We start from the raw sequence: 23,690 nt of genomic DNA on the forward strand, positions 1-23,690 counted from the left end.
TGTGACTGTTGATAATTCTCCAGCCGAGCACAACTCGGCTCTTGCGCAGCAGTTAAATCGCCTGCCAGAAAAGCATAGCTTTTCTCTTGCGCAGCGGCGAGACGATGTTTCGCTGATTCGCTACTCAGGTCGGTTTGCGCCATCGCCAACCGGCCCTTTGCATTTTGGATCACTCATTACTGCTGTTGCCAGCTATTGCGATGCAAAAGCCCATCAAGGCAAATGGCTGGTTCGTGTCGAAGATACAGATATCCCTCGTATTTATCCCGGCAGTGAAGAGCATATTCTCAAATCACTTGAAGCCTTCCAGTTCGAACCCGATGCAGAGATCATCTTTCAAAAAAATCGTTTAGATATTTATAAAAGCGTATTAGACCAACTCAAAAAAGAAGGTCTTATCTATGCATGTCAATGTACCCGCAAAATGCTTGGTTCAAATGCAATCTATGCAGGTACTTGTCGCGATCTCAATCTTGATTTTCAAGGTCAAGCGATTCGGGTAAAAGTTCAAGATCAGCAGATCTGTTTTGATGACCGATTGCAAGGACGTCATTGCTCCAATCTACAACACGATCTTGGAGATTTTGTTCTTAAACGCCGTGATGGAATTATTAACTATCAACTTGCGGTCGTCGTGGATGATTATCTACAAGGTATTACCCATGTCGTTCGAGGCGCAGATTTATTAGATAACACTGAACGTCAGATTTGGCTAGGTCAGCTTCTAAGTTATCCTCAACTAAGCTATATGCACCTACCCCTTGCAATGAATGACCAAGGGCAAAAGCTCTCTAAACAAAATCTAGCTCAAGCACTCGATTTATCAAAAGCACCTGAATTACTTCAAAAAGCGATACTCGCCTTGGGACAACCCAACGTTGATTTAGATCAACCTAGAGCGATGCTCAAACAGGCTGTAGCACAGTGGAATGTTGATTTGATTCCCCATGGGCAAGAGCTCAGCGGAACATATCTATAAATAATAAAAAAGCCCGATTTGATATCGGGCTTTTTTTATGATGTCTAATTTTAGAAGTTTGACTCTTCTCGTTCTGGGTTAACTTCTTGTGTTGATGCATCAATCTTTAAGATTAAGCTAATCATCGCAGCACACATCATTAAAGACGTACCACCATAACTAATGAATGGCAAAGTCAAACCTTTCGTCGGCATTAAGCCCATATTCATGCCCGCATTTACTAAAATCTGGAGCAAGAAAATAATACTAATACCGTAAGCTAGATAGCCTGCACGAAGGTAATGATGTTTCAAGGCACGGTGACCAATTTTGATACAACATGCCAGCATCAAGAAAGACAAGCCAATAACAATAGAAATACCCACAAAGCCAAACTCTTCACCTAGCACTGCCAACATAAAGTCAGTATGCGCTTCAGGTAAATAAGATAGTTTTTGTACACTATGCCCTAAGCCTGTACCAAACCATTCACCACGGCCAAAAGCCATTAATGCATTTGATAACTGATAACCCACACCCAACGGGTCTGCCCATGGGTCAGTAAACGAAATCAAACGCTGGAAACGGTAGGGTTCAAATAAGATCAAAAACACAATACCTGTGACAATCGCACCAAGCATGATTAAGAACTGAGTTGGCGGCGCGCCCGCTAAAAAGAATACCCCAACCATCATCATGACAATAACGACCGTTGCCCCCAAGTCAGGCTCAGCAATAATTAAACCGACCGTGATTGCCATAACCCCACTTAAACGCAATAAGCCTTTCCAATGAGTACGAACCTCTTTGGCACGGCGCACAACGTAGTCTGCGGTAAAGATTGCCATCATGACTTTGGCAACCTCGGTTGGCTGCAAGGTAAAGCCACCGATCTTAATCCAACGTGTAGAACCGTTGACTTCCGAACCTACCACCAAAGCAGCAAGCAACAGAACCATGGTTAATAACCACAGCGGGAAGGTATTTTTAAACCACGTATTCAGTGATATTCGATAGGTCAAATAAGCCACTACACCCGCAGCGACAATCGAAATACCATGACGAATCACATAGTGAAACGGGTTTTCATGCATATATTCAGCATAGGGCATCGAAGCAGATGCAACCATCACTGAACCGATACATAATAATGCAACGACACAGAAAATCAGGACATTACGTGGCGTCACTTCCGCTGGCCATTTAGGCAATATCCGTTCATACCAATGATTGATTTTCTGGATTGTGGTCTGAGCTAAGCCTGCCATACTACATTCCTAATCATGTTTTCTTTAAACCAACGAATTGACACAGGCAACAAACTGCTGACCACGGTCATTATAACTTTTAAACATATCAAAACTTGCACATGCTGGTGATAACAAAACCACATCTTCGGCCTGTGTTTCACGTTGAGACAGCTCTACAGCTTCTTTAAGCGTTGCTGCATGTAAAATTTTGGTTGCACCTTGAATGGCTTGTTCAATCACCGAAGCATCCTCACCAATCAATACCACAACTTTGGCATATTTTTCGATAGAAGAGCGTAATGGACCAAAATCCTGACCTTTACCTTGACCACCTAAGATCAAGGCAACCTTACCTTTTTTCACTTCAATGGCAGCACCTAAACCATCAATTGCTGCAAGCGTAGCGCCAACGTTTGTGCCTTTAGAATCATTGTAATAACGTACATCATGCACAGTCTTTACATATTCACAGCGATGCTCTAAGCCTTTAAATTGTTTTAAGGTTTCAAGCATAGATTCCATAGGCAGGCCTATTGCCTCTCCTAATGCGAGACAAGCTAAAGCATTTGCTACGTTATGCATGCCTTGAATATATAAATCTGAGCTTTTAATTAAACGCTGTAAACCACGCGCAAGCCAAAGCGTGCCATCACCATCTCTTAAAACACCATATTGATTTAAATCTGGTGCATTTAAACCAAAGCTTTGCATTGGTGTGGTATCTGGAACGAGAGGACGACTTAAAGCGTCATCACGGTTAAATACTACTTTTTTAACGCCTTGGAAAATACGGTGTTTTGCTTGATGATAACCCAACATATTGCCGTGACGATCTAAGTGGTCTTCACTCATATTGAGAACCACAGCAACTTCAGCATTTAAGTGAGACGTGGTTTCTAGCTGAAAACTTGATAGCTCAAGTACAATTAATTCAGGTTGATCTTTTAATAAATCTAGAGCTGGGCGTCCAAGATTGCCACCCACAGCAACTTTCTTACCTGCATCTTTAGCCATTAAGCCAATTAAAGTCGTTACTGTACTTTTAGCATTAGAACCAGTGATCGCCACAATAGGCACATCGGTTGCACGGCGTAATAATTGAATATCCCCTACTACCGAAATACCTTGAGCAATAGCTGCCTGAATTTCTGGTAATTGTGGTGCAAGACCTGGGCTTAAAATAATTTCTTCTGCTTGTAATAATAATTCTTGGTCAAGTTGACCGAAACTGGTTTTAACGCCAGCTGGAATCTGATCATGCCCTGGTGGCGTGGGACGAGAGTCTGTTACTGCAACTTGGTAGCCTTGTTCATGCAGGAAATTTACAGCAGAAACGCCTGATATTCCCAAGCCTGCTACAACTTTTAACCCACCACGTTGTATTAACATTTTTGCCCCACAATTTATCAATCGACAGAATGGCAAAAATGTTAGCACTTTGCTGTTTTGAATGCTTTTTCAGTTTGAACTTTATTCATCTTTTTTTGTGTCAGTGCGTAAAAAAGCCATCAATATGATGGCTTTTTAAACGAAACAAGAAATACTAAGTTTATTGCCATTTAATCGGCTTAATTTCTTGAACTGTATTGGTAGGTTTATCTTCGCTTGAACAACCACAACCGCCAGCACAACCAAAGGCCATTTTCGGTTTAAGCCATTTTGCCAAGGTTACCCAACCTTGCTTTTCGCAAAATGCAGAGAGTGAAGAAAAGACTGAATTTGCTGTTTTTGGAAATACTTTCTTAAAAACAACTACAGCACTCCAAATCACTAAAACCGCAATAATCAGATATTGAACCATATACAACCTCCTTTATTGCTTTAGCCCCAGTAGTGGGAAGCAATTTGATAGGTAACAAACGATGCAAAATAAGCTAAACCAAACAGATATGCAGTCATAGCTGCAACATGTTTCCATGAACCTGTTTCGCGACGTACCGTTGCCAGTGTTGCCAAACAATGTGGAGCATAAATGAACCACACTAAAAGTGATAAACCTGTTGCCAAAGACCAACCCGTTCCATCTGCACTAATCAGATGTGACAAACCTTGTGCCACAGCATCATCATCTGTTGCAGACAAGGCATAAACTGTACCTAATGCCGCGACAACCACTTCACGAGCAGCCATAGCTGGGATTAAGGCGATACAGATTTGCCAGTTAAAACCAACTGGAGCAAATAAAGGTTGGATAAGATGTCCGAGCATACCTGCAAAACTATAATCTATGGCAGGTAATGTCGCCCCTTCTGGTGGCTGCGGGAAAGTACACAAGAACCAGAGCAAAATAGAGAGCGCAAAAATGATTCCGCCGACGCGTTTCAAGAAGATCTTTGCACGATCCAATAAACCGATTCCCACACTTTTTAAATCAGGGAAACGATAACTTGGTAGCTCTAGCAATAAAGCATGCTGCGACTTATCTCTTTGAAAGAATTTCATTAAAAATGAAACACACAGCGCACTCACAATACCAGCCATATACAGACCGAAAAGCACTAAACCTTGCAGGTTAAAAATACCCCAGACCATTTTCTCTGGAATGAAGGCAGCAATCAGCAAAGCATAGACAGGTAAACGTGCCGAACAGGTCATTAAAGGCGCAACCATAATGGTCGTAAAACGATCACGAGGGTCACTAATACTACGCGTTGCCATAATTCCTGGTACTGCACAAGCAAAGCTCGAAAGTAAAGGAATAAAGGCACGGCCACTTAAGCCCGCTTGGAACATTAATTTATCAAGCAAGAATGCTGCACGCGGTAAATAGCCTGATTCTTCGAGTACTAAAATAAAGAAGAACAAGATCAAAATTTGTGGCAAGAACACAACTACGCCACCCGCGCCCGCGATAATTCCGTCAACAACCAAACTATGCAGTAGTGGCTGTGTAATCACAGAACCTACTACTTCACCTAGCCAACCGAAGAAGCCTTCAATGCTATCCATGAATGGAGCTGCCCATGCAAAAACTGCTTGGAACACAATAAACATCATAAGGGCAAGGCTAAGTAGGCCTAAAACCGGATGTAAGAAAATGCGATCTAAAAAATCAGTACGCTTGTCTCCCTGATCAACATAATGAACCACATCTTTAAAAATCATATCGATTTTTTGATGATGCGTCCCAGTTAAACCACTGAGTTCAGTCTGTGGCACACTGTATTTTTCTTGATCAAGAGCATGTAATAAATTTTCAATACCCGCATTACGGACAGCAACTGTTTCAACAACGGGTACGCCCAAACGCTGGGATAGCTTTTGAGTATTAATTTGGATGCCACGACGACGCGCTTCATCCATCATATTCAGAACAAGTAAAATCGGACGACCTAACTCGATCATTTCGAGTACGAGGCCTAAATGCAATTTTAAGTTAGTGGCATCAACCACACATAAAAAGGCATCTTGCTGACCTTCTTCGGCAATTTTACCCAAGCAAACGTCACGGGTAATAGCTTCATCAGGACTGGTCGCATTAAGGCTATAGGTCCCTGGTAAATCGAGCACACGTACTGCTCGACCTGAAGGTAACTGAAAATGACCAACCTTACGCTCGACCGTTACACCCGCATAGTTTGCAACTTTTTGTCGAGTGCCAGTTAAATGGTTAAAGAGAGAGGTTTTACCACAGTTTGGGTTTCCCACAAGGGCAATACGTAACGCATCACTCATGCGGGTACTCCTTCTTCTACTTGAATTTCAATTTTTTCCGCTTCTGCTTTACGTAAAGCGAAGCGAGTAAAGCCAATTTGGATCAAGATCGGATCACCACCAAAAACACCCTTGGTAATCACTTCCACTCGTGTGCCCGGTACAAAGCCCAGACTTTCCAAACGAATTGCGACCAAATCTTGCTGCTCGGACTCTACTTCTATCCGATTCACTTTGGTGATGGTCGCCGCTTGCTTCACTTTTAAAGCTGATAAACGCACCGCATCCGATCCTAAACCTTTTTTTCTAGTATACATATAAATGAGAATAATTACCAAATAAGGTTAAATTTCACTTCTTATTCAGTTTAATCGACAAACCTTAAAGTTTCTTTTAGAGTACAGAGGTTTAGAGGATCTAGTGTATGTTGAATAAAAAACCGCGTATTCCAAGCCCTGTTCAAATTCCTGAACATTTAAGCTTTCTACAAGGTTTTCGTGACTATCTCGTTGCTCAGACGGTGAGTCCACATACGCGTAACGCTTATTTATCTGACCTTATTCAATGCAGCGAACTTCATAAAAAATCAGCTCTTCCAGAGTGGACAAGTGATGATATCGCTGATGTTTTGATTGAGTTGACTAAAGCTGGAAAAAGCCCACGCTCAATTGCCCGCTGCTTATCTGCTCTACGCCAGTTTTACAAATTTTTACGTGAACAGAAATTACGAAGTGATAATCCTGTAGCAACCCATCACTCTCCAAAGATTGGTCGAGCCTTACCTAAAGATCTATCAGAGGAAGATGTCGAAGCACTGATTCAGGCTCCTGATATTGATACGGCACTGGGTTTACGTGATCGGGCAATGTTTGAAGTTCTTTACGCATGTGGTTTACGAGTTTCAGAACTGCTGAACTTACGCCTAGAACTCATTAACTTAAAACAAGGCTATTTACGTGTTACAGGTAAAGGTAATAAAGAGCGTTTGGTTCCGTTAGGACAATTCGCCTGTGAATGGGTAGAACGCTACTTGCAGGATGCTCGGCCTCAACTCTACAAAAGCTCGACGGATTATCTTTTTTTGACTCAACACGGCGGAATTATGAGCCGTCAGAACTTCTGGTATGCCATTAAACGGTACGCCTTACAAGCTAATATTCAAGCTGAACTTTCGCCGCACACCTTACGTCACGCCTTTGCAACACACCTGCTCAATCACGGCGCGGACTTGCGCGTAGTACAAATGTTACTGGGTCATAGCGACTTATCAACGACTCAAATTTACACACATGTGGCACAAGTAAGAATGCAACAATTGCATGAAAAACATCACCCTAGAGGTTAAAAAATTTAAAACTTATTATTTGAAATATCCCTAACAATCACTTGATTTCGTTCACAAAGGTTAAGAAAGTTTTAACAATACACGTTAGATTTTTTGTTATGCTTAGCAGCTTCTGACTATAAATACTGATGAAATAAGGGTTATCTATGTCTTTTACCCGATCTCAACTTTTTCTTGCCTGTGCTTTGGCTTCTAGCCTGTTATTCAGTGCTTGTTCTAAAGAAAACAAACCACAAAAAGAAGATGCGCTCACTGCGACCGCACCTGCTACGGGGGAAGCTTCAACCATTATTGAACGCAATGCTAAACAGCGTTTAATTGAAACTTTGCAAAAACAATTTAAGAATGCAAACATCAACGCCAAAATTTTAGATATCAAGCCTACTGAAGTTCCTAACTTATATTGGGTAAACCTCGAAGGAATGACGTCAATTTATACAACCAGCGACGGTAAATACCTTATTCAAGGTGATGTCATCCGTTTAGGTGATAAAGAACTTCATAATATTGGCGATAGCCTCCAAGCATCGGAAAATAAAAAGCACCTAGCGGCTTTAAAAAATGAAGATTTGATTGTCTACCCTGCAAAAGGTAAGGCGAAACATGTGATTTATGTGTTTACCGATGCAAGTTGTCCTTATTGCCATAAACTACATGAGCACATTCCTGAAATTAATGAAAAGGGTATTGAAGTACGCTATATCGCTTGGCCACGCGGTGAACAGTTTATGCCGACCATGGAAGCTGTATGGTGTAGTACAGACCGTAAAGCTGCCTTTAACCAAGCCGTACAAGGTATCAATATTCCACCTGCTCAATGTAAAAACCCTGTTCGTGAACAATATCAACTTGGCTTAAACATGGGTGTAAATGGAACACCAGCTATTTACAATGTTGATGGTGAGTACTTAGGTGGATACCTAACACCAGATGAATTAATTAAACGTCTGGATAAATAACACCCTTTAAGCTGATGAATGATTAATCACCTATCTCTTTTAAAAAGCGCTGCTCTGATTGCAGCGCTTTGTTTTTTCAATAATTAATATTTAAACAACCTCTGTTTAAAGACTGATCTACTCTTCTTTTCCAAACATCGCACTCTAATTCATTGAACAAGCACTAAAAGCGCTAGAGTCTGGCGTTTTTTTTAGCTATGATCTAGCTTCAACTAAATGATTAAATGATGATATGGAGTGTGACGTGAAACCAGTTCGCCTGGCAATACTCGGTTTAGGAACCGTAGGTGGAGGAGCCCTTAAACTACTACAAGAAAATGCCGCTGAAATTAAACGTCGCACCGGTCGAGAAATTCAAATTACCCACGTTGGAACACGCCGCCCTCGTCCAGATCTCGAACTGGAAGGGATTAAACAAAGCGCAGATTTACTTGATATCGTTCGTCAACCCGATGTAGATGTCGTTGTAGAAGTCATGGGTGGTATCCATCCTGCTTATGAAATTATCATGGAAGCGATCAAACACGGCAAACAAGTCGTGACTGCCAATAAAGCTTTACTTGCTGAACATGGCAATGAATTATTTAAAGCAGCAGAAGACAATGCTGTGCAAATTGCTTATGAAGCAGCAGTTGCTGGCGGTATTCCAATTATTAAAGTGATCCGTGAAGGTCTTGCTGCAAACCATATCGAATGGTTGGCTGGCATCATTAATGGTACAGGTAACTTTATTCTGACTGAAATGCGTGAGAAAGGTCGTGCATTTGACGATGTATTAAAAGAAGCTCAAGAACTCGGTTATGCAGAAGCAGACCCAACTTTTGACGTTGAAGGTATTGATGCTGCGCATAAACTTACAATTTTAGCGTCTTGTGCGTTTGGTATTCCTCTTCAGTTTGATAAGGTTTATACCGAAGGTATCAGCAAAATCACTGCGCAAGATGTGAAATATGCCGAAGATCTTGGTTTCCGCATTAAACATCTTGGTATTGCACGTCGTGCTGAAAAAGGTATTGAGTTACGTGTTCACCCAACACTTATTCCAGATGAACAACTTATTGCGAATGTAAACGGCGTTAAAAATGCTGTTTTAGTTCAAGCTAATGCCGTAGGTCCAACACTCTATTACGGCGCGGGTGCAGGCGCAGGTCCTACAGCTTCTGCAGTTGTTGCCGACGTTATTGATATTGTTCGTGACATCTCTTATACCGAAGATGGCGCAGGAACAATTCCTCAGTTGGCTTTTGAAGCATTAACCAATGTGCCAATTTTAAGCCGTGAAGAAATGACCACAGGTTATTACATCCGCTTAAATGCAGAAGACCAAACTGGCGTACTTGCAGATGTTACTACCATCTTAAGTCGCGCTGGAATTAGTATTGATGCGATCATGCAACAATCTCGTTTAAAAGACCTTATTCCAATCGTGATTCTGACCGATCCAATCGTTGAATCAAAAATGGATGATGCTCTTGCACAAATCCAAGCATTACCTGCAATTCGTGGCGAAATCGTAAGAATTCGTTTAGAATCGCTCGATAGTTAATCAGGTTGAGGGAAAGATTCCCTCTCCCGCTTCACCTCTAATTGGAACACCATCATGTCTAATGCCAATCGTTATACTGGTCTTGTAGATCGTTATCGTGACCGTTTGCCAGTTTCGGCAACTACTCGTGCTATCTCTTTGGGTGAAGGCAACACCCCACTCATTAAACTTGAGAATATTCCACGTATTATTGGCAAAGATGTTGAAATTTATGTGAAATATGAGGGTTTAAACCCAACTGGTTCATTTAAAGACCGTGGTATGACCATGGCTGTAACCAAAGCGGTTGAAGAAGGCTCTAAAGCGATTATCTGTGCATCTACTGGTAACACTTCTGCTGCTGCTGCTGCCTATGCTGCACGCGCAGGTATCAAAGCATTTGTTTTGATTCCAGAAGGCAAAATTGCGATGGGTAAAATGGCACAAGCGATGATGTATGGTGCGATCACTATGCAAATTCGTGGTAACTTCGATGATGGTATGCGTCTTGTAAAAGAAGTTGCTGATCAAGCACCTGTAACGATTGTAAACTCAATCAACCCTTACCGATTGCAAGGTCAAAAAACCATTGCTTATGAAATCGTTGAAGCTTTAGGCCGTGCACCTGATTACCACTGCTTACCTGTAGGTAACGCAGGTAATATCACCGCTCACTGGATGGGTTATACCGAAGCTGTAGCAAACCAGCCTGCTGATCAGTTTGAACAAGTGATTTATGATGCTGCTACCGATCAATTCACTGGTCCAAAACCTGAAGGTTTACCAACAATGGTGGGTTATCAAGCTTCTGGTGCAGCTCCATTCTTACGTGGTGCTCCAGTTGAAAGCCCTGAAACTGTTGCAACTGCAATCCGTATTGGTAACCCACAAAGCTGGAACCATGCAAAAGCTGTAGTACGTGACTCTAAAGGTTGGTTTGATGAACTTCAAGACAGCGAAATTTTAGAAGCTCAACGCTTACTTTCTATGTATGAAGGCGTATTTGTTGAGCCTGCATCTGCTGCTTCTATCGGCGGTGCGATCCGTGATATTAAAGCGGGTAAAATTGCCGAAGGTTCTGTCATTGTATGTACAGTAACGGGTAATGGCTTGAAAGATCCTGATACTGCAATCAAACAATGTGCTGATGCAGTGATGTTGTCAATTGATGCAACAATGGACCAAGTAAAAGATTCGATTTTATCTAATATGTAAGATCTGATTTTTCAAAAACGGCTGTTTTAAACAGCCGTTTTTTTATGTCTTTTTTATAGCTATAAAAAAACGCTTCTTAATAGAAGCGTTTTTTGAATATTTAAATTAAATACGTTTTGGCAAATTGCTCAACCAGCCAAGCAAGTTAGTTGCATCATTATTACGTGCCTGTGTACTTGGCTCACCCAGTAATACAATCACTGCCGGACGTGAGTTTACAGTGGTATGCATCACAACACAGCGACCTGCTTCATTAATATAACCAGTTTTAGACAAGTTAATATTCCAACCACCATTACGCACTAGCGCATTAGTATTGTTAGATTTCAACACGCGATAACCCAAATTAAAGTCATAGGTCGGTGTAGTTGAGAATTGACGGATCAAACCATATTGAGAAGCTGTACTTGCCAAAATCCCTAAGTCACGCGCAGAAGATACATTACGCGGATCTAAACCAGTTGACTCATAGTAGTGAGTTGCGTTCATGCCTAAAGCTCGTGCTTTAGCGTTCATTGCAGCTACGAATGCTGGACGACCACCCGGATAAGTACGTGCTAAAGCTGCCGCTGCTGGGTTTTCAGATTTCATTAGAGCAAATAGAAGAACTTCTGCACGGTTCATCTTGTCGCCAACACGGAGTGTTGAACTTGAGTTTTTACCACCTGCACCAGCAAAATCAATTTGCTCAAGTGTAATTTCTTCTGACATGTTTAAACGGGCATCTGCCGTTACAACTGCTGTCATCAATTTAGTAATAGAGGCAATTGGCACAGAAGCGTTGGTATTTTTACTGTAGAGCACTTCACCAGTTTGCGCGTCCATCACAAGTGCAGCTCGAGCGCTTACACTCGGCTGGGCATTGTAACCAGTCGTATCACGGATTGGAGCAATCTTCGGTGCAGATGCTACAATTTTCGGTGCACTACCACCACGCAAAGTTGTGGTTACCGATGTTAAACCTTGCGGAGTAGGTTCATCATCTTCATCATTTAAAAATTGGCTAGCATCAGCTGAAGACCAATTTAAGCTTGCAGTACCACTATTCCCTGAGGACGGGTTATTGACGAGTTCTGCAAAGCTTGTTGAACTCAAACCAAGCAAAATAGACATGCTTAGCACATGCATTAAAGACTTTTTAGAATTTTTCACGGCACAATACTCGACTCAGGGTGATACACATTTGCGCTTACTATAATTATGCCTTACATTTGAGGTATAAGGTATAACGCTTTTACCGACACAATTGTGCACAACTATTCGCTCACTATATAAGAATAGGATTGCTAATTTTGTCATTCCATTGCAAGCTAATTTTGCTTTATGTAACAAAAAACTTGTTTTTTGAAAGAAAGGAGGTCTTCTTGATTACAGTTTTAGTTGTGGATGACCATGAACTTGTACGTACGGGCATTTGCCGTATGTTAGAAGATCATGCCGATGTAGAGGTCATTGGACAAGCCGAATCGGGTGAAGAAGCAATTGCTATTGTTCGTCAGAAACATCCTCAAGTTGTGCTACTTGATGTCAATATGCCTGGCATCGGTGGCGTAGAAACAACACGTCGTTTACTGCAAACAGCACCAGATACAAAAGTGATTGCAGTCAGTGGCTTAGCAGAAGAACCTTACCCTTCTCTTTTGCTTAAAGCAGGAGCTAAAGGTTACATCACCAAAGGTGCTCCAATTACCGAAATGGTTCGGGCTATCAATAAAGTGATGCAAGGTGGCAAATACTTTAGTGCCGATATTGCGGAGCAATTAGCAAGTTCTTATTTATCCGACACACAGCAATCGCCTTTTGACTCTCTCTCTGAACGAGAAATGCAAGTTGCAATGATGGTTGTAAATTGTATTAGCGCTCAAGAAATCGCAGACAAACTTTTTGTAAGTGTTAAAACAGTGAATACTTACCGCTACCGTATTTTTGAAAAGCTAGCCATTGATAGTGACGTTAAACTGACTCATCTCGCGATTCGTTACGGTCTGATCAAGCCTTAATCAGACTTATATGCAATTTCCCGTAAACTCATCCTTGTCCCATACGATATTTCGTTTGGGCACGTGGTATGGTTTATATCGCCTTATTATTGCGGTTAGCCTGAATATTATTTTGGTTTTAACCGATGCTCAAATCGACAATAGTCTACAACAACCCGCTCTATATTCTTACACACTACTCGGCTATTCGCTCTTAAGCCTTCTTCAACTTTTATGTTTTAAGTTTATTGCCAGTCAGGCAACAAGGCAGCTCATTTTATTTTTTGTAGTTGATATTATCTGTCTGAGTTTACTTACATTTTCAGTAGGTGAACCCAATCTTCAACTCAGCTTGCTCTATGTTATTGCCATATTTACTTCGGCCATTTTACTTAGCGCAAGAATGTCGTTGCTCATTACATTACTTGCAGTCATTGCGGTTATTTACCAACGCTTCGTTGGCAGTTTATTTGACTACAATAATTTAAATACGATTGGTAATAGCGCCTTATTGGCATTCTTGTTTTTTGTAGTACACGGAATCGGACAAATTGCGGTCCAGCGCTTTAAATTACTTGAAGCGCTAACGTTCCATCAATCAATAGAACGCTATCAACTACAAAATATTAACCGCTATATTTTGGAACAAATTGAAGAAGGTTATTTAGTTCTAGATGAAAACTACGACATTGTTTTAAGCAATCCAGCCGCCTGCTCTCTTTTAGGAATTCCCCCTCAATTTGCTAGTGAAAAATATCCCTTAGCAAAATGGCATGCTGACTTATTTGAAATTCTTAAGTTTAATAACCTAAAAGAAGGTGATCGATTTATTTTTGAGTCTCGGCTTTCGGCCTACTCTATTAATATTAAAGTGCAGCATCTTTTAGTACCACAACAAGCATTAACACTACTTATCTTACAAGATGCACAGCAGATTAATCAGCAAGCTCAACAACTCAAACTTGCCGCTTTAGGACAACTCTCAGCAAGTATTGCACATGAAATCCGCAATCCTCTTTCAGCCATTGTTCAAGCAAATGAATTACTCAAAGATAGTGATGTGGAGCAGCAAAATACTTTACGCAATATGATTGGAAAGCAAACGAAACGCATTGATAGTATTGTTCAAGACACTTTAGGACTTGCCCGCAGTGAAAGAACGTATCCGATCCAGATTGAACTAAACGACTTCATAAAAACGTTATTAGATGAAGATTTATCTGATGTTAAACATGCGATCGAGCTTAAAAGTTCTGATTTATCCTTAAAGCTATTGTTTGATGAAAAGCAACTCAGACAAGTCCTCATTAACCTTGTTAGGAATGCTCTACGCCACAATGCACCCGACTCTCCCTATGTTCTGATCAATATTCACTCACAAACAAATAAAATTTATATTGATGTGATCGATTACGGTGAAGGTGTTTCAAAACGTGATATATCTCAATTATTTAAACCATTTTTTAGTACCGAAATTAATGGAACTGGTTTAGGATTATATTTGTCTCATAGTTTTTGTGAGGCAAATCATGCAAAGCTCACTTATGTAGAGCAAAAACAAGGGGCATGCTTCCGAATAGCGTGCCCAATAATATATTGATTTTTTATTAGGTTTTTGGGGAAATGGCAGAACAGCAACCACTCGTTTTGCTTGTAGACGATGAAGAAGATTTGTGCCTGTTAATGCAAATGACTCTTGCACGAATGGGGATTAAGACACATCTTGCTTATCGGGTTGAACAGGCCAAACAGCTCTTTACTCAGTTTCATTACGATGCATGTTTAACCGATCTAAACTTACCCGATGGGAGTGGCTTAGAATTGGTTCAACATGTTTCTCAAACTTACCCACACACACCCATTGCAGTCTTAACTGCATACGGCAATATGGATATTGCAATTGCAGCATTAAAAGCGGGAGCTTTTGATTTTGTCAGCAAACCAATTAACCAAATTCATTTAGATCAGCTATTAAAAAAAGCGCTTAACCAGCCAAAACCAGAGCATGAGTTTAGTGAAACAACTCTAGAGAATGACTTATTAATTGGGCGTTCACCACCTATACAAAACTTACGGACAGCTATTAAAAAAATAGCCCGCTCCCAAGCTCCTGTATTTGTTACAGGCGAGTCTGGTACGGGCAAAGAAGTTGTTGCGAATCTGATTCACCGCTTAAGCAACCGCAGTGAAGGACCATTTATTGCAATTAACTGTGGAGCAATCCCAACTGAGCTCATGGAAAGTGAACTTTTCGGGCATAAAAAAGGCAGTTTTACTGGCGCGACTCAAGACAAACAAGGGCTGATTTTATCGGCACACGGCGGCAGTTTATTTTTAGATGAAATTGCCGAATTGCCATTAACTATGCAGGTTAAATTGCTGCGGGCTGTGCAAGAGAAAAAGATTCGCCCAGTAGGTTCAGATCAGGAAATTGATGTTGATTTTCGAGTAATTAGTGCAAGTCACCAAGATTTAGATTTATTAGTCCAACAAGGTAAATTCCGTCAGGACTTATTTTTCCGTATTCATGTTATGGATATTATGTTGCCGCCACTGCGTGACCGTGGTGGAGATATTTTGCTATTAGCCAATCATTTTATTCAAAAGGTTTGTACGGAATGGGGAATTTCAAGCAAGCAATTAACGGCGAGCGCTGAGACTTACTTATTGCAACAAGACTTCCCAGGTAATGTTCGTGAATTAAGAAATATGATTGAACGAGCTATTACTTTAAGTGATGATGAGTCCATTGATTTAACACACTTAGCACCTCCTCTTAGAGGCAGTAGTGTGAGCCCGCAAATCGTAACGAAACAACTAAATCAAACACCGACTGTTCAGACTCACCCAAAATTTCCAATGGAAGGTTTAGAACGTTACTTAGAAAATATCGAAAAAGATATTCTACTAAATGCTCTGAACATGACGCATTGGAATCGAACTTTGGCAGCTAAAAAGCTAGGAATGACATTCCGTTCTTTGCGCTATCGACTCAAAAAGTTTGGCTTAGATACTGAAATGGGAGAGGAAGTATAAAAGTTACTTCCTCTTTAGAAATAAATCTGCAACGCGCTCTAAATATACGTCTTCTTTCATTTCTGCAGGTAATGGATAGGTCTGGTTAGGTTGAATACCCTGCCCTTCAATCATATTGCCATTTGGCGTGTAGTAGTGTGAGACTGTCATTTGTAGAGCTGCTCCACTCGGTAAAGGAAATAGCTTTTGCACTACACCTTTTCCATAACTTTTTTCACCCATCACCCAAGCACGCTGGTGTTCTTTCATGGCCGCAGTAAAAACTTCTGCTGCCGATGCAGAGCGGTGATTAATTAATATACCCAGTTTTATATTCTGAAATTCATTACCGGGCAAAGCCTGAAACTGCTGGTTACCTTCCGAACGGCTTTTGGTTGAAACAATAATTCCGTTATTTAAAAATAAATCTGCTGACTCAACTGCTGCCGATAACAACCCACCCGGATTGTTTCGCAAATCAATTAAAACAGCTTTTAAACGTGGAGAACTGTTTTCTTCAATTAATCTTTTAATTTCATTAGCAGTGTCTTGTTGGAATACTCTAATTTTTAGTACGAGCACCTGATTATGTAGCATTACAGATTCTATATCGGTTTCTATTTTTTTATTACGAACTAAGTTGATATTTCCGTTTAGCTCTTCTGCTTGTACTTGAAGTGTACTTCCAATAGAACCGTAAAGTAGGCCAAGCACCTGATCTTGGTTTAAATTTTTTAAATCTTGATTATCAATTTTGAGAATCGTCTGACCATTTCTCAAACCTAATTTATAGGAATCAGAACCGGTTTTAAGATCACGAATCATCCATTTATGAGCATGTGATTCAGGGCTTAATGCAAAATCAACTGATGCAAGATCACCCTCTGTGTATTGAATCAGTTGGCGATATTCTTCTGCCGATAAATAACGCGAATAACGATCTAACCCACTTACCAATCCTTTTATGGCTTGTTGAAATAAGGCATCGTCAGATTTCACATCAACGTAGTTATCTCGGACGATTCCATAAATTTGCACAAACTGTTGAATCGACTCGATCGGCACCTCTGCATAGCTATGTTCTGGTTCTTCCGAATCCGAATGCAAAGGTGACATTTTTTCTTTTACAACTGGCGCTGCAAAAGCAAATTGGCTGCAACACAGCAACATACTTACAATAAGTTTTTTATATTTAATGTGTTGCAGCATCCAATCACCTTTAACTTATACAGATAGTGTAATCAGATTACGTCCTTGCATTTCGGCAGGAACAGGAATCTTCATTAAATTGAGAATTGTCGGTGCTACGTCTGCAAGCACACCACCTTCTGCAATTGTTGCTTGTGTTGGACCAACATAGATAAACGGTACAAGCTCGGTTGTATGTTGAGTATGCACTTGCCCACTTTCGTAGTCTTGCATTTGTTCAACGTTACCATGGTCAGCAGTAATGAGCATATGGCCTTTTTTCGCCATAACTGCCTCATAGACACGACCTAAACAAGTATCAACCGCTTCAACTGCTTTAACCGCAGCATCAAACACACCTGTATGACCGACCATATCACCATTTGCATAGTTCACAACTAATAAGTCGTATTCACCCGAATTAATCGCTTTAACCAACTCATCAGTGACTTCATAAGCACTCATTTCTGGCTTAAGGTCATATGTCGCAACGTTTGGAGATGGAATTAAAATACGTTTTTCACCCGGATATTCATCTTCACGGCCACCACTAAAGAAGAATGTTACATGCGCATACTTTTCAGTTTCGGCAATACGTAACTGGGTTTTACCTAAAGAAGATAAATACTCACCCAATGAATTTTTAAGGGCTTCTGGCATGTAGGCAACTGGTGCATCAATGCTTGCCTGATAACGCGTTAACATCACAAATTTAGAAAGATTTGGTACAGCTTTGCGTTCAAAACCAGCAAAGTCTTTCTCTACAAATGCGCGAGTAATTTCACGAGCTCGGTCAGCACGGAAATTCATAAATACAACGCTATCACCATCTTGAACTTTAGCAATATCACCAATACGAGTCGCTTTTACAAACTCATCATTTTCATTGGCTGCATAAGCTAATTCCAACCCTTCAACCGCTGTTTGCGCAGTACGAAGTGCTTCACCTTCGGTCAACAAGCGATAAGCTTGCTCAACGCGATCCCAACGGTTGTCACGGTCCATTGCAAAGTAGCGACCAATCATGGTTGCGATACGGCCTTGGCCCGGATATTGAGCAAATAATGCATCTAATTTTTCTAAAGACGGCTGAGCACTACGTGGAGGTGTATCACGACCATCAAGGAACGCGTGTAAGTAAACTTTTGCACCGCGTTTTAATGCAAGCTCACACATCGCCACAATATGATCTTCATGTGAATGGACGCCACCTTCTGAAAGTAGCCCCATAATATGAACAGCACCGCCAGCAGCTTTGGCTTTTTCAACAGCGTCGATCAACACTTCATGTTTGAAAAAGTCACCAGTACGGATATCTTTAGTAATGCGGGTAAAGTCTTGATATAACACACGGCCAGCGCCAAGATTCATATGGCCAACTTCAGAGTTCCCCATTTGCCCATCAGGCAATCCAACATCTTCACCTGAACCAGAAATTAGACTATTCGGATGCTTGGCTTTCATTGCCGCCAAATTTGGTGTTTTTGCTGCAAGAAAAGCATTATCTTCAATCGCTTCACGGTGTCCAACACCATCCATAATGACCAGAACGTGAGGGATCTTGCCAGCAGTTGCATCCGTCATAATCAATTTCTCTTTTGTCTACAATTTCGTCACAATATCTTACCGAATTTTCGGTCAAGACTCTATTTATTCCTATGGCTTTCACCAATATCCGCGATTGATGAAAACCATAAATATCACTTATTTCTAACGAGCGCGGTAAAGCAAATAACTTCCGGCACCAAACATTAGCAAGATAGGTACAAGTACGAACCATGCTGGAGATGGGGAATAAACCAAGCTCGCATAACCCAAGAAATCTTGCAAATAATAGAAACTCAAACCAATAAACAATGCGATCACCAAACGGAAACCCATTGATTGTTGGCGTAACGGTCCAAAAATAAAAGAACACGCCACTAGAACTAATGCAATGAGTGAAAATGGCGAAGCAACTTTTTGCCAGAAAGCTAATTGGTAAGTCTTTGGTACCTGACTATATTCATCCATATAACGCATAAAGCTAATCAGTTGGCTTGGCGATAAATCTTCAGGATCTAAAGTCACCATATGCACATATTTAGGCTGTAATGCTAAAGCAAGTGATTGTTCTTCATGGTCAGTTTTGATGGCATTGCCTGCCGCCAAAATGTCCATTTGTTCAGCTTTTTTCAAAGCCCATTGACCATTTTTAATAAACTGTCCTTGCTGAGCATTAATTAATGATTGCAAGTAATAGTTCTGGTCAAAGTCGACCACTTGAATGTCTCTTAAATTGCCTTGAGAGTTAGCATAGTCGATATAGATAAATCGCTGCCCTTCACGTGACCAATAGCCTTTAACTTCACCTAAAGCAGCTACTGAACGATGGCTTTTAACACTTTGTGCTTTTTCATTCGTGTAAGGGATAACCCATTCACTTAAAGCAAACGACAAAATAATAAGCAGTAAAGCTGAGCGCATAACCCAACCAACAATACGCCATAAGCTAACACCGACTGAACGCATAACAATGAGTTCACTACTCGTTGCCAATGAGCCCAGTCCAATCACAGCACCAATCAAGGCAGAGATAGGTAAAATTTCATAGAGATAGCGAGGAGCTCCCCACAAGACATAGACGAGAGCTTGCCATGCGTTATAGTCTGGTTTGAGCTCACCCAACTCGCCAAGATATGTAAATAAGACCTGAAGAATGGACAAAACAACTGTGGTGCCAAACATCGCAAGCGCAGTGGTTTTCGTCACATATTTGGCGACTATTCGACGTGCTAACATTATAATTTCACTCGCTTGATCTGTTTCTTGATTTTTGGTCCTAACTTCTGCTTACGTGAGAATAAGGCGGCAGCAACGCCATACACAACTAACACGGCAGGATAAGCCCAAATATCGAGTTCTTCTTTACTAATACGAGTCTTGATTGCAATCATTAATACGATCAGACTGGAAAAAATAAAAATCGCCGGAATAAGACGGTAATAACGGCCTTGTCGTGGACTCACCTCAGACAATGCCACTGAGAGCATTAGCGCAATAACAATGGTGAATGGCCCAAATAGACGCCATCCCAACTCACTTCTGATGACTGGATCATTCGTTTTTGAAAAGAGTTTTGTTGTTGATAGTGCTTCTACATCGCCACTCTCAAACTTAACATCTTTGTCATTTTCTAAACGTAGACGATAAGACTGGAACTCTGCTTGTGTATATTTTGGTTGTCCCGGGAATATTTCATAGCGACGACCTTGTACCAGATCAACGACATTGGCGGTGTCATTTGCAACTTCTACACGAGTCGCTTCTTTTGCCAAAATCATAACATCTGGCTTATCTTCTTTAGCAGCGCGCTGATAAAAGAAAATATCCTTCAAATTCTTTCGGTCTTCTGACAATGAACCTGCATAGATCGTATATGGCCCAGAGGAAATAAACTCTCTTGGTCGAACCAAATCGAAACCTGTCCGGACAGCTTGTGTAGTTGTCAGTTTTTCAAACTCACGTAGTCCCCATGGCGTCATCCAGAGCATAAGCACAGACTGAAACACCATATAAACAAGCGTCATTGGAATGAGTAATCGTGCTAATTGATGACGGCTTACACCACTACCATTCAGTACTGCCATTTCATGGTCAACATATAAACGACCAAACACCAACATTAAACCAATGAAAAAACCCAATGGTAAAATGAGTGTTAGAAATTCAGGTAAACGATATCCAATGATGCTAAATAAGATACTGGCATCTAAACGCCCCTGCGCCGCCACACCAAAGTATTTGATCAGACGACCACCCATCATGATTAAGGTCAGTAAAGAAATGACCACCAATGAGGTAGAGACAACTTGCTTGACGAGATAACGCCGAATAATCAAAGTAATACTTCCAAAAGGCTAATCGGGACGTGTGCTAGTTTACCCGAATGTTAAAAATATAAAACCGCACATTGCAACGCTATGCTTGAAAGTGTTTCAATGTTTTAATCCAACATAACTTTCTATAGGCAATCACGGCAGCCATGAAATTTACAACTTATACAACTTTTCCCGAACAGACATCTAATGAATCTTTGTGGGTTTTAGTTGATTCAGAACAGCTACAAAGCAACATCAACACATATCAAATCAATAACCTAGAAAGCGTTCTTACTGCCACCCAATTCAAAGGCAACTTCAATGAAACTCTGCCTTTATTCGGTCAGATTTCAAATCAACCTCATAGCCAATTACTTGGCCTAGGAAAAACAGCCGAACTTCAGGCGGTTAAGCTCGCTAAACTTGCCCAAACCATTATCAAATCGACACAAAATAAATTTAAGCATATCGCGATTGATATTGCTGCGTTACCTGTCGAATACCATTATTTATTCGCTTTAAGCTTAACTCAAGCAGCTTATGGTTATGATGAGTTTAAATCGAAAAAAAATGAATTTGTGTTACAACAGGTTGATTTAATTAGTTCAACGACGAGCCTCGATGAAAAACAACTGGCTTTAGTGCATGCCGTACAGTCTGGTCAGTCGTATGCACGTGACCTTGGCAACCGTCCAGGCAACATTTGCTTCCCTGAATATTTGGCAGAACAAGCATTAGCTTTAGCTGCAGAATTCCCTGACTTACTCAAAGTAACTGTCTTAAATGAACAGCAAATGGCTGATTTAGGTATGTATGCTTTTCTTGCAGTCAGCAAAGGATCTGAACGTCCGGGTCGTATCGTAACACTCGAATACCAAGCTGGAATCGATCAAGCGCCTGTTGTGCTTGTTGGTAAAGGCGTTACTTTTGATACAGGCGGTATTTCTTTAAAACCAGGCCTAGGCATGGATGAAATGAAGTTCGATATGTGCGGTGCAGCCTCTGTATTAGGTACTATTCGTGCGCTATGCGAAGCAAAACTCCCTATTCATGTCGTTGGAGCAATTGCAGCTGCAGAAAATATGCCTTCAGGTAAAGCAACTCGCCCAGGTGATATTGTGACAACCATGAGCGGACAAACTGTTGAAATTTTAAATACCGATGCGGAAGGTCGTTTGGTACTGTGCGACACATTGACCTATATCAAACGTTTCAATCCAGCAGTCGTGGTTGATATCGCAACATTAACTGGTGCATGTGTAGTCGCTTTAGGTAAAGTACTGAGTGGTTTGTTCTCACCAGATGATGCTTTAGCAGCTGAACTCCAGCAAGCAGGTGAGCAATCATTTGACCGTGTATGGCGTATGCCAGTGATTGAGGATTATCAAGAATTACTTGATTCACCATTTGCTGATATTGCAAACATCGGCGGTCCATACGGCGGTGCGATTACGGCAGCATGTTTCCTTGAGCGCTTTACACGTGAGTACCGTTGGGCTCATTTAGATGTAGCAGGAACAGCGTGGTTATCTGGTCCAGCTAAAGGTGCAACAGGTCGTCCAGTACCATTACTCATGCAATTTTTAGCGAATCGTGTAAATACGAATGGCTAAAGTTAGTTTTTATCTGTTTGAAACCAGTGAAGAACGGCAAGTCGATAGTGCTTGCCGTTTATGCCGAAAGATTTTACAGAAGCACCCTAAAATCTGGTGGTATTGCCCAGATGTGCAGCTACAACAGACTCTTGATGAAAGATTATGGGATTTCGACCCTGTCAGTTTTATTACGCATGGGGTTGATCAAGCTGAGGCTGCTGTATGTATTTCGGCTAAACAACCGCTTGAACAAGGCTTATTAGTATTTAATTTTAACAATCATGCACTTGAACAAGTTGATCATTTTAGCCACATTATAGAAATTGTTGAAAATAATGAAACAGCTAAGCAAATTGGTCGAGAAAAATTTAAAATGTATCGCCGTTTGGGTATAGAACCGCGGACCTTTAAATTATAACGCGCTAAAATGTAAATACTGTTGAACAAAGGAGAAGCATGGTGGCATTAAATGTCGGGCAAGATTTTAAAAAAAGATGGTTAAATGCGCCTGAAGCTGTCCGTCATGCCTATCAACAAGATCTGGCACGTATTTGCGACTTATTAGAACCTCAAACTCCGATTCAGCTTTGGGTTTTAAATGATGAAAAAGCTCAGCTAGAATCACAGCAAAAAATTGAAAAAGCTTACGCGGACCTCAAGGCAGAGCTGATTGAGCAAGCACGTATTCGTCGTCAGCTTGCTTTAGAGAAAGCACTTGCTGATAAACGAGCGTTAGAAGCGGCCTATGCTGCCCAATTGCAAGCCGATGAAGTTCGTAAATTTAGTGAGCAGACTGAAGCACTTCAAGCCATCCGCAGTCAGTTAGAACAAGAAGTTGCAGAGCAAACTTCGCGTTATCAGAAAAACCCTGAAACACCGGCAGTCAATTACTCTGCTGGCGTAAAACTTAGTATTACCGATGATCAAATCTTATCTGAGCTTGAAAGTTTACGCATTCGTTTAGAACTTGAAGCTGAAAACTTAATTGAAGAGTCTGTAGCGGCTTTCCGAGCCAAGCTAAATTCGGCAGCTCAAGAAGAAATTGAATACATTTTAAAGAACTCTAAGTTTTCTGATGAAAAAATAGAGAAGTAAAGTTTTTAAAACTTCTACTGTCATAAAACTGACATTTAATTGTCACAGAATA

General features: G+C 40.9%; 21 protein-coding genes. 11 read left to right on the top strand and 10 right to left on the bottom strand.

Translation table 11 applies throughout. The features are described from left to right. The first annotated feature begins 1 nt into the window (after position 1). A complete protein-coding gene (gluQRS, locus tag KTI79_RS16315; protein WP_032055618.1) occupies positions 2–979 on the top strand; it encodes a tRNA glutamyl-Q(34) synthetase GluQRS in 978 nt (325 codons plus the stop codon). Between the two features lie 50 nt (positions 980–1,029). On the opposite strand, the gene ftsW is transcribed toward gluQRS, so the two are convergent. The 5 genes from ftsW to KTI79_RS16340 all read right to left on the bottom strand — a co-directional run bounded on the left by ftsW (position 1,030) and on the right by KTI79_RS16340 (position 6,143). Further along, positions 1,030–2,226, bottom strand: a complete 1,197-nt coding sequence (gene ftsW / locus KTI79_RS16320; protein ID WP_005079447.1) for a putative lipid II flippase FtsW — start codon at positions 2,224–2,226, stop codon at positions 1,030–1,032. Between the two features lie 24 nt (positions 2,227–2,250). Further along, positions 2,251–3,597, bottom strand: coding sequence for a UDP-N-acetylmuramoyl-L-alanine--D-glutamate ligase (gene murD / locus KTI79_RS16325; RefSeq protein ID WP_032055620.1), 1,347 nt, complete (start codon positions 3,595–3,597; stop codon positions 2,251–2,253). A 160-nt stretch (positions 3,598–3,757) separates the two neighbouring features. Then, positions 3,758–4,009 (bottom strand): DUF6587 family protein, encoded by a 252-nt coding sequence (locus KTI79_RS16330; RefSeq protein ID WP_032005839.1) that lies wholly within the window; start codon positions 4,007–4,009, stop codon positions 3,758–3,760. A gap of 20 nt (positions 4,010–4,029) precedes the next feature. Then, complete coding sequence (locus tag KTI79_RS16335) at positions 4,030–5,883, bottom strand: ferrous iron transporter B (protein WP_032055621.1); 1,854 nt, start codon at positions 5,881–5,883, stop codon at positions 4,030–4,032. Then, positions 5,880–6,143 carry a ferrous iron transport protein A gene (locus tag KTI79_RS16340; protein ID WP_001991212.1) on the bottom strand — a complete coding sequence of 88 codons (264 nt, stop codon included), beginning with the start codon at positions 6,141–6,143 and terminating at the stop codon, positions 5,880–5,882. Before KTI79_RS16340 ends, KTI79_RS16335 begins: the two co-directional genes overlap by 4 nt. Positions 6,144–6,286: 143 nt before the next feature. On the opposite strand from KTI79_RS16340, the gene xerD reads away from it, so the two are divergent. The 4 genes from xerD (at position 6,287) to thrC (ending at position 10,906) form a co-directional block, all read left to right on the top strand. Then, on the top strand, positions 6,287–7,207 hold the full coding sequence (gene xerD / locus KTI79_RS16345) for a site-specific tyrosine recombinase XerD (protein WP_032055622.1): 921 nt from the start codon (positions 6,287–6,289) through the stop codon (positions 7,205–7,207). Positions 7,208–7,353: 146 nt separating this feature from the next. Continuing rightward, complete coding sequence (locus KTI79_RS16350) at positions 7,354–8,166, top strand: DsbC family protein (RefSeq protein WP_032055623.1); 813 nt, start codon at positions 7,354–7,356, stop codon at positions 8,164–8,166. A 244-nt stretch (positions 8,167–8,410) separates the two neighbouring features. Further along, positions 8,411–9,712 (top strand): homoserine dehydrogenase, encoded by a 1,302-nt coding sequence (locus KTI79_RS16355; protein WP_016142448.1) that lies wholly within the window; start codon positions 8,411–8,413, stop codon positions 9,710–9,712. Between the two features lie 54 nt (positions 9,713–9,766). Then, a complete protein-coding gene (thrC, locus tag KTI79_RS16360) occupies positions 9,767–10,906 on the top strand; it encodes a threonine synthase (RefSeq protein WP_002048893.1) in 1,140 nt (379 codons plus the stop codon). Between the two features lie 105 nt (positions 10,907–11,011). Here thrC and pbpG read toward each other — a convergent pair whose 3' ends face one another. Continuing rightward, a complete protein-coding gene (pbpG, locus tag KTI79_RS16365; protein ID WP_143225009.1) occupies positions 11,012–12,058 on the bottom strand; it encodes a D-alanyl-D-alanine endopeptidase PBP7/8 in 1,047 nt (348 codons plus the stop codon). A gap of 212 nt (positions 12,059–12,270) precedes the next feature. Between pbpG and KTI79_RS16370 the strand changes: the two genes are divergently transcribed. From KTI79_RS16370 to KTI79_RS16380, 3 genes are read left to right on the top strand one after another with little or no spacing between them, the layout of a single operon-like run. Further along, a complete protein-coding gene (locus KTI79_RS16370; protein ID WP_002121174.1) occupies positions 12,271–12,906 on the top strand; it encodes a response regulator in 636 nt (211 codons plus the stop codon). A 10-nt stretch (positions 12,907–12,916) separates the two neighbouring features. Next, positions 12,917–14,485, top strand: a complete 1,569-nt coding sequence (locus tag KTI79_RS16375; RefSeq protein WP_032055626.1) for a sensor histidine kinase — start codon at positions 12,917–12,919, stop codon at positions 14,483–14,485. Between the two features lie 23 nt (positions 14,486–14,508). Further along, positions 14,509–15,921, top strand: a complete 1,413-nt coding sequence (locus tag KTI79_RS16380; protein WP_032055627.1) for a sigma-54-dependent transcriptional regulator — start codon at positions 14,509–14,511, stop codon at positions 15,919–15,921. Between the two features lie 3 nt (positions 15,922–15,924). Here KTI79_RS16380 and KTI79_RS16385 read toward each other — a convergent pair whose 3' ends face one another. From KTI79_RS16385 to lptF, 4 genes are all read right to left on the bottom strand, one after another. Then, positions 15,925–17,109 (bottom strand): S41 family peptidase, encoded by a 1,185-nt coding sequence (locus KTI79_RS16385; RefSeq protein ID WP_032055628.1) that lies wholly within the window; start codon positions 17,107–17,109, stop codon positions 15,925–15,927. Positions 17,110–17,124: 15 nt separating this feature from the next. Continuing rightward, on the bottom strand, positions 17,125–18,672 hold the full coding sequence (gene gpmI, locus KTI79_RS16390) for a 2,3-bisphosphoglycerate-independent phosphoglycerate mutase (protein WP_032055629.1): 1,548 nt from the start codon (positions 18,670–18,672) through the stop codon (positions 17,125–17,127). Between the two features lie 126 nt (positions 18,673–18,798). Beyond that, positions 18,799–19,869 carry an LPS export ABC transporter permease LptG gene (gene lptG, locus KTI79_RS16395; RefSeq protein WP_002121203.1) on the bottom strand — a complete coding sequence of 357 codons (1,071 nt, stop codon included), beginning with the start codon at positions 19,867–19,869 and terminating at the stop codon, positions 18,799–18,801. Continuing rightward, positions 19,869–20,969: an LPS export ABC transporter permease LptF gene (lptF, locus tag KTI79_RS16400; protein ID WP_002121169.1), complete on the bottom strand. Its 1,101-nt coding sequence runs from the start codon at positions 20,967–20,969 to the stop codon at positions 19,869–19,871. Before lptF ends, lptG begins: the two co-directional genes overlap by 1 nt. Before the next feature lie 143 nt (positions 20,970–21,112). Here lptF and KTI79_RS16405 point away from each other — a divergent pair, with 143 nt between their 5' ends. Genes KTI79_RS16405 through KTI79_RS16415 form a run of 3 tightly spaced genes read left to right on the top strand, consistent with a single transcriptional unit; the run spans position 21,113 to position 23,638 of the window. Continuing rightward, the gene (locus KTI79_RS16405; RefSeq protein ID WP_032055630.1) at positions 21,113–22,561 is read left to right on the top strand and encodes a leucyl aminopeptidase; all 1,449 of its coding nucleotides are present in this window, start codon (positions 21,113–21,115) and stop codon (positions 22,559–22,561) included. After that, positions 22,554–22,961, top strand: a complete 408-nt coding sequence (locus KTI79_RS16410; RefSeq protein ID WP_032055632.1) for a DNA polymerase III subunit chi — start codon at positions 22,554–22,556, stop codon at positions 22,959–22,961. The genes KTI79_RS16405 and KTI79_RS16410 overlap by 8 nt, the downstream gene beginning before the upstream one ends. 38 nt (positions 22,962–22,999) lie before the next feature. Further along, positions 23,000–23,638: a hypothetical protein gene (locus tag KTI79_RS16415; RefSeq protein ID WP_079284381.1), complete on the top strand. Its 639-nt coding sequence runs from the start codon at positions 23,000–23,002 to the stop codon at positions 23,636–23,638. Positions 23,639–23,690 lie beyond the last annotated feature (52 nt).

Origin of the sequence: Acinetobacter sp. WU_MDCI_Abxd143 (genome assembly GCF_025514195.1) — a bacterium.
Taxonomy (GTDB): Bacteria; Pseudomonadota; Gammaproteobacteria; order Pseudomonadales; family Moraxellaceae; genus Acinetobacter; species Acinetobacter pittii_H.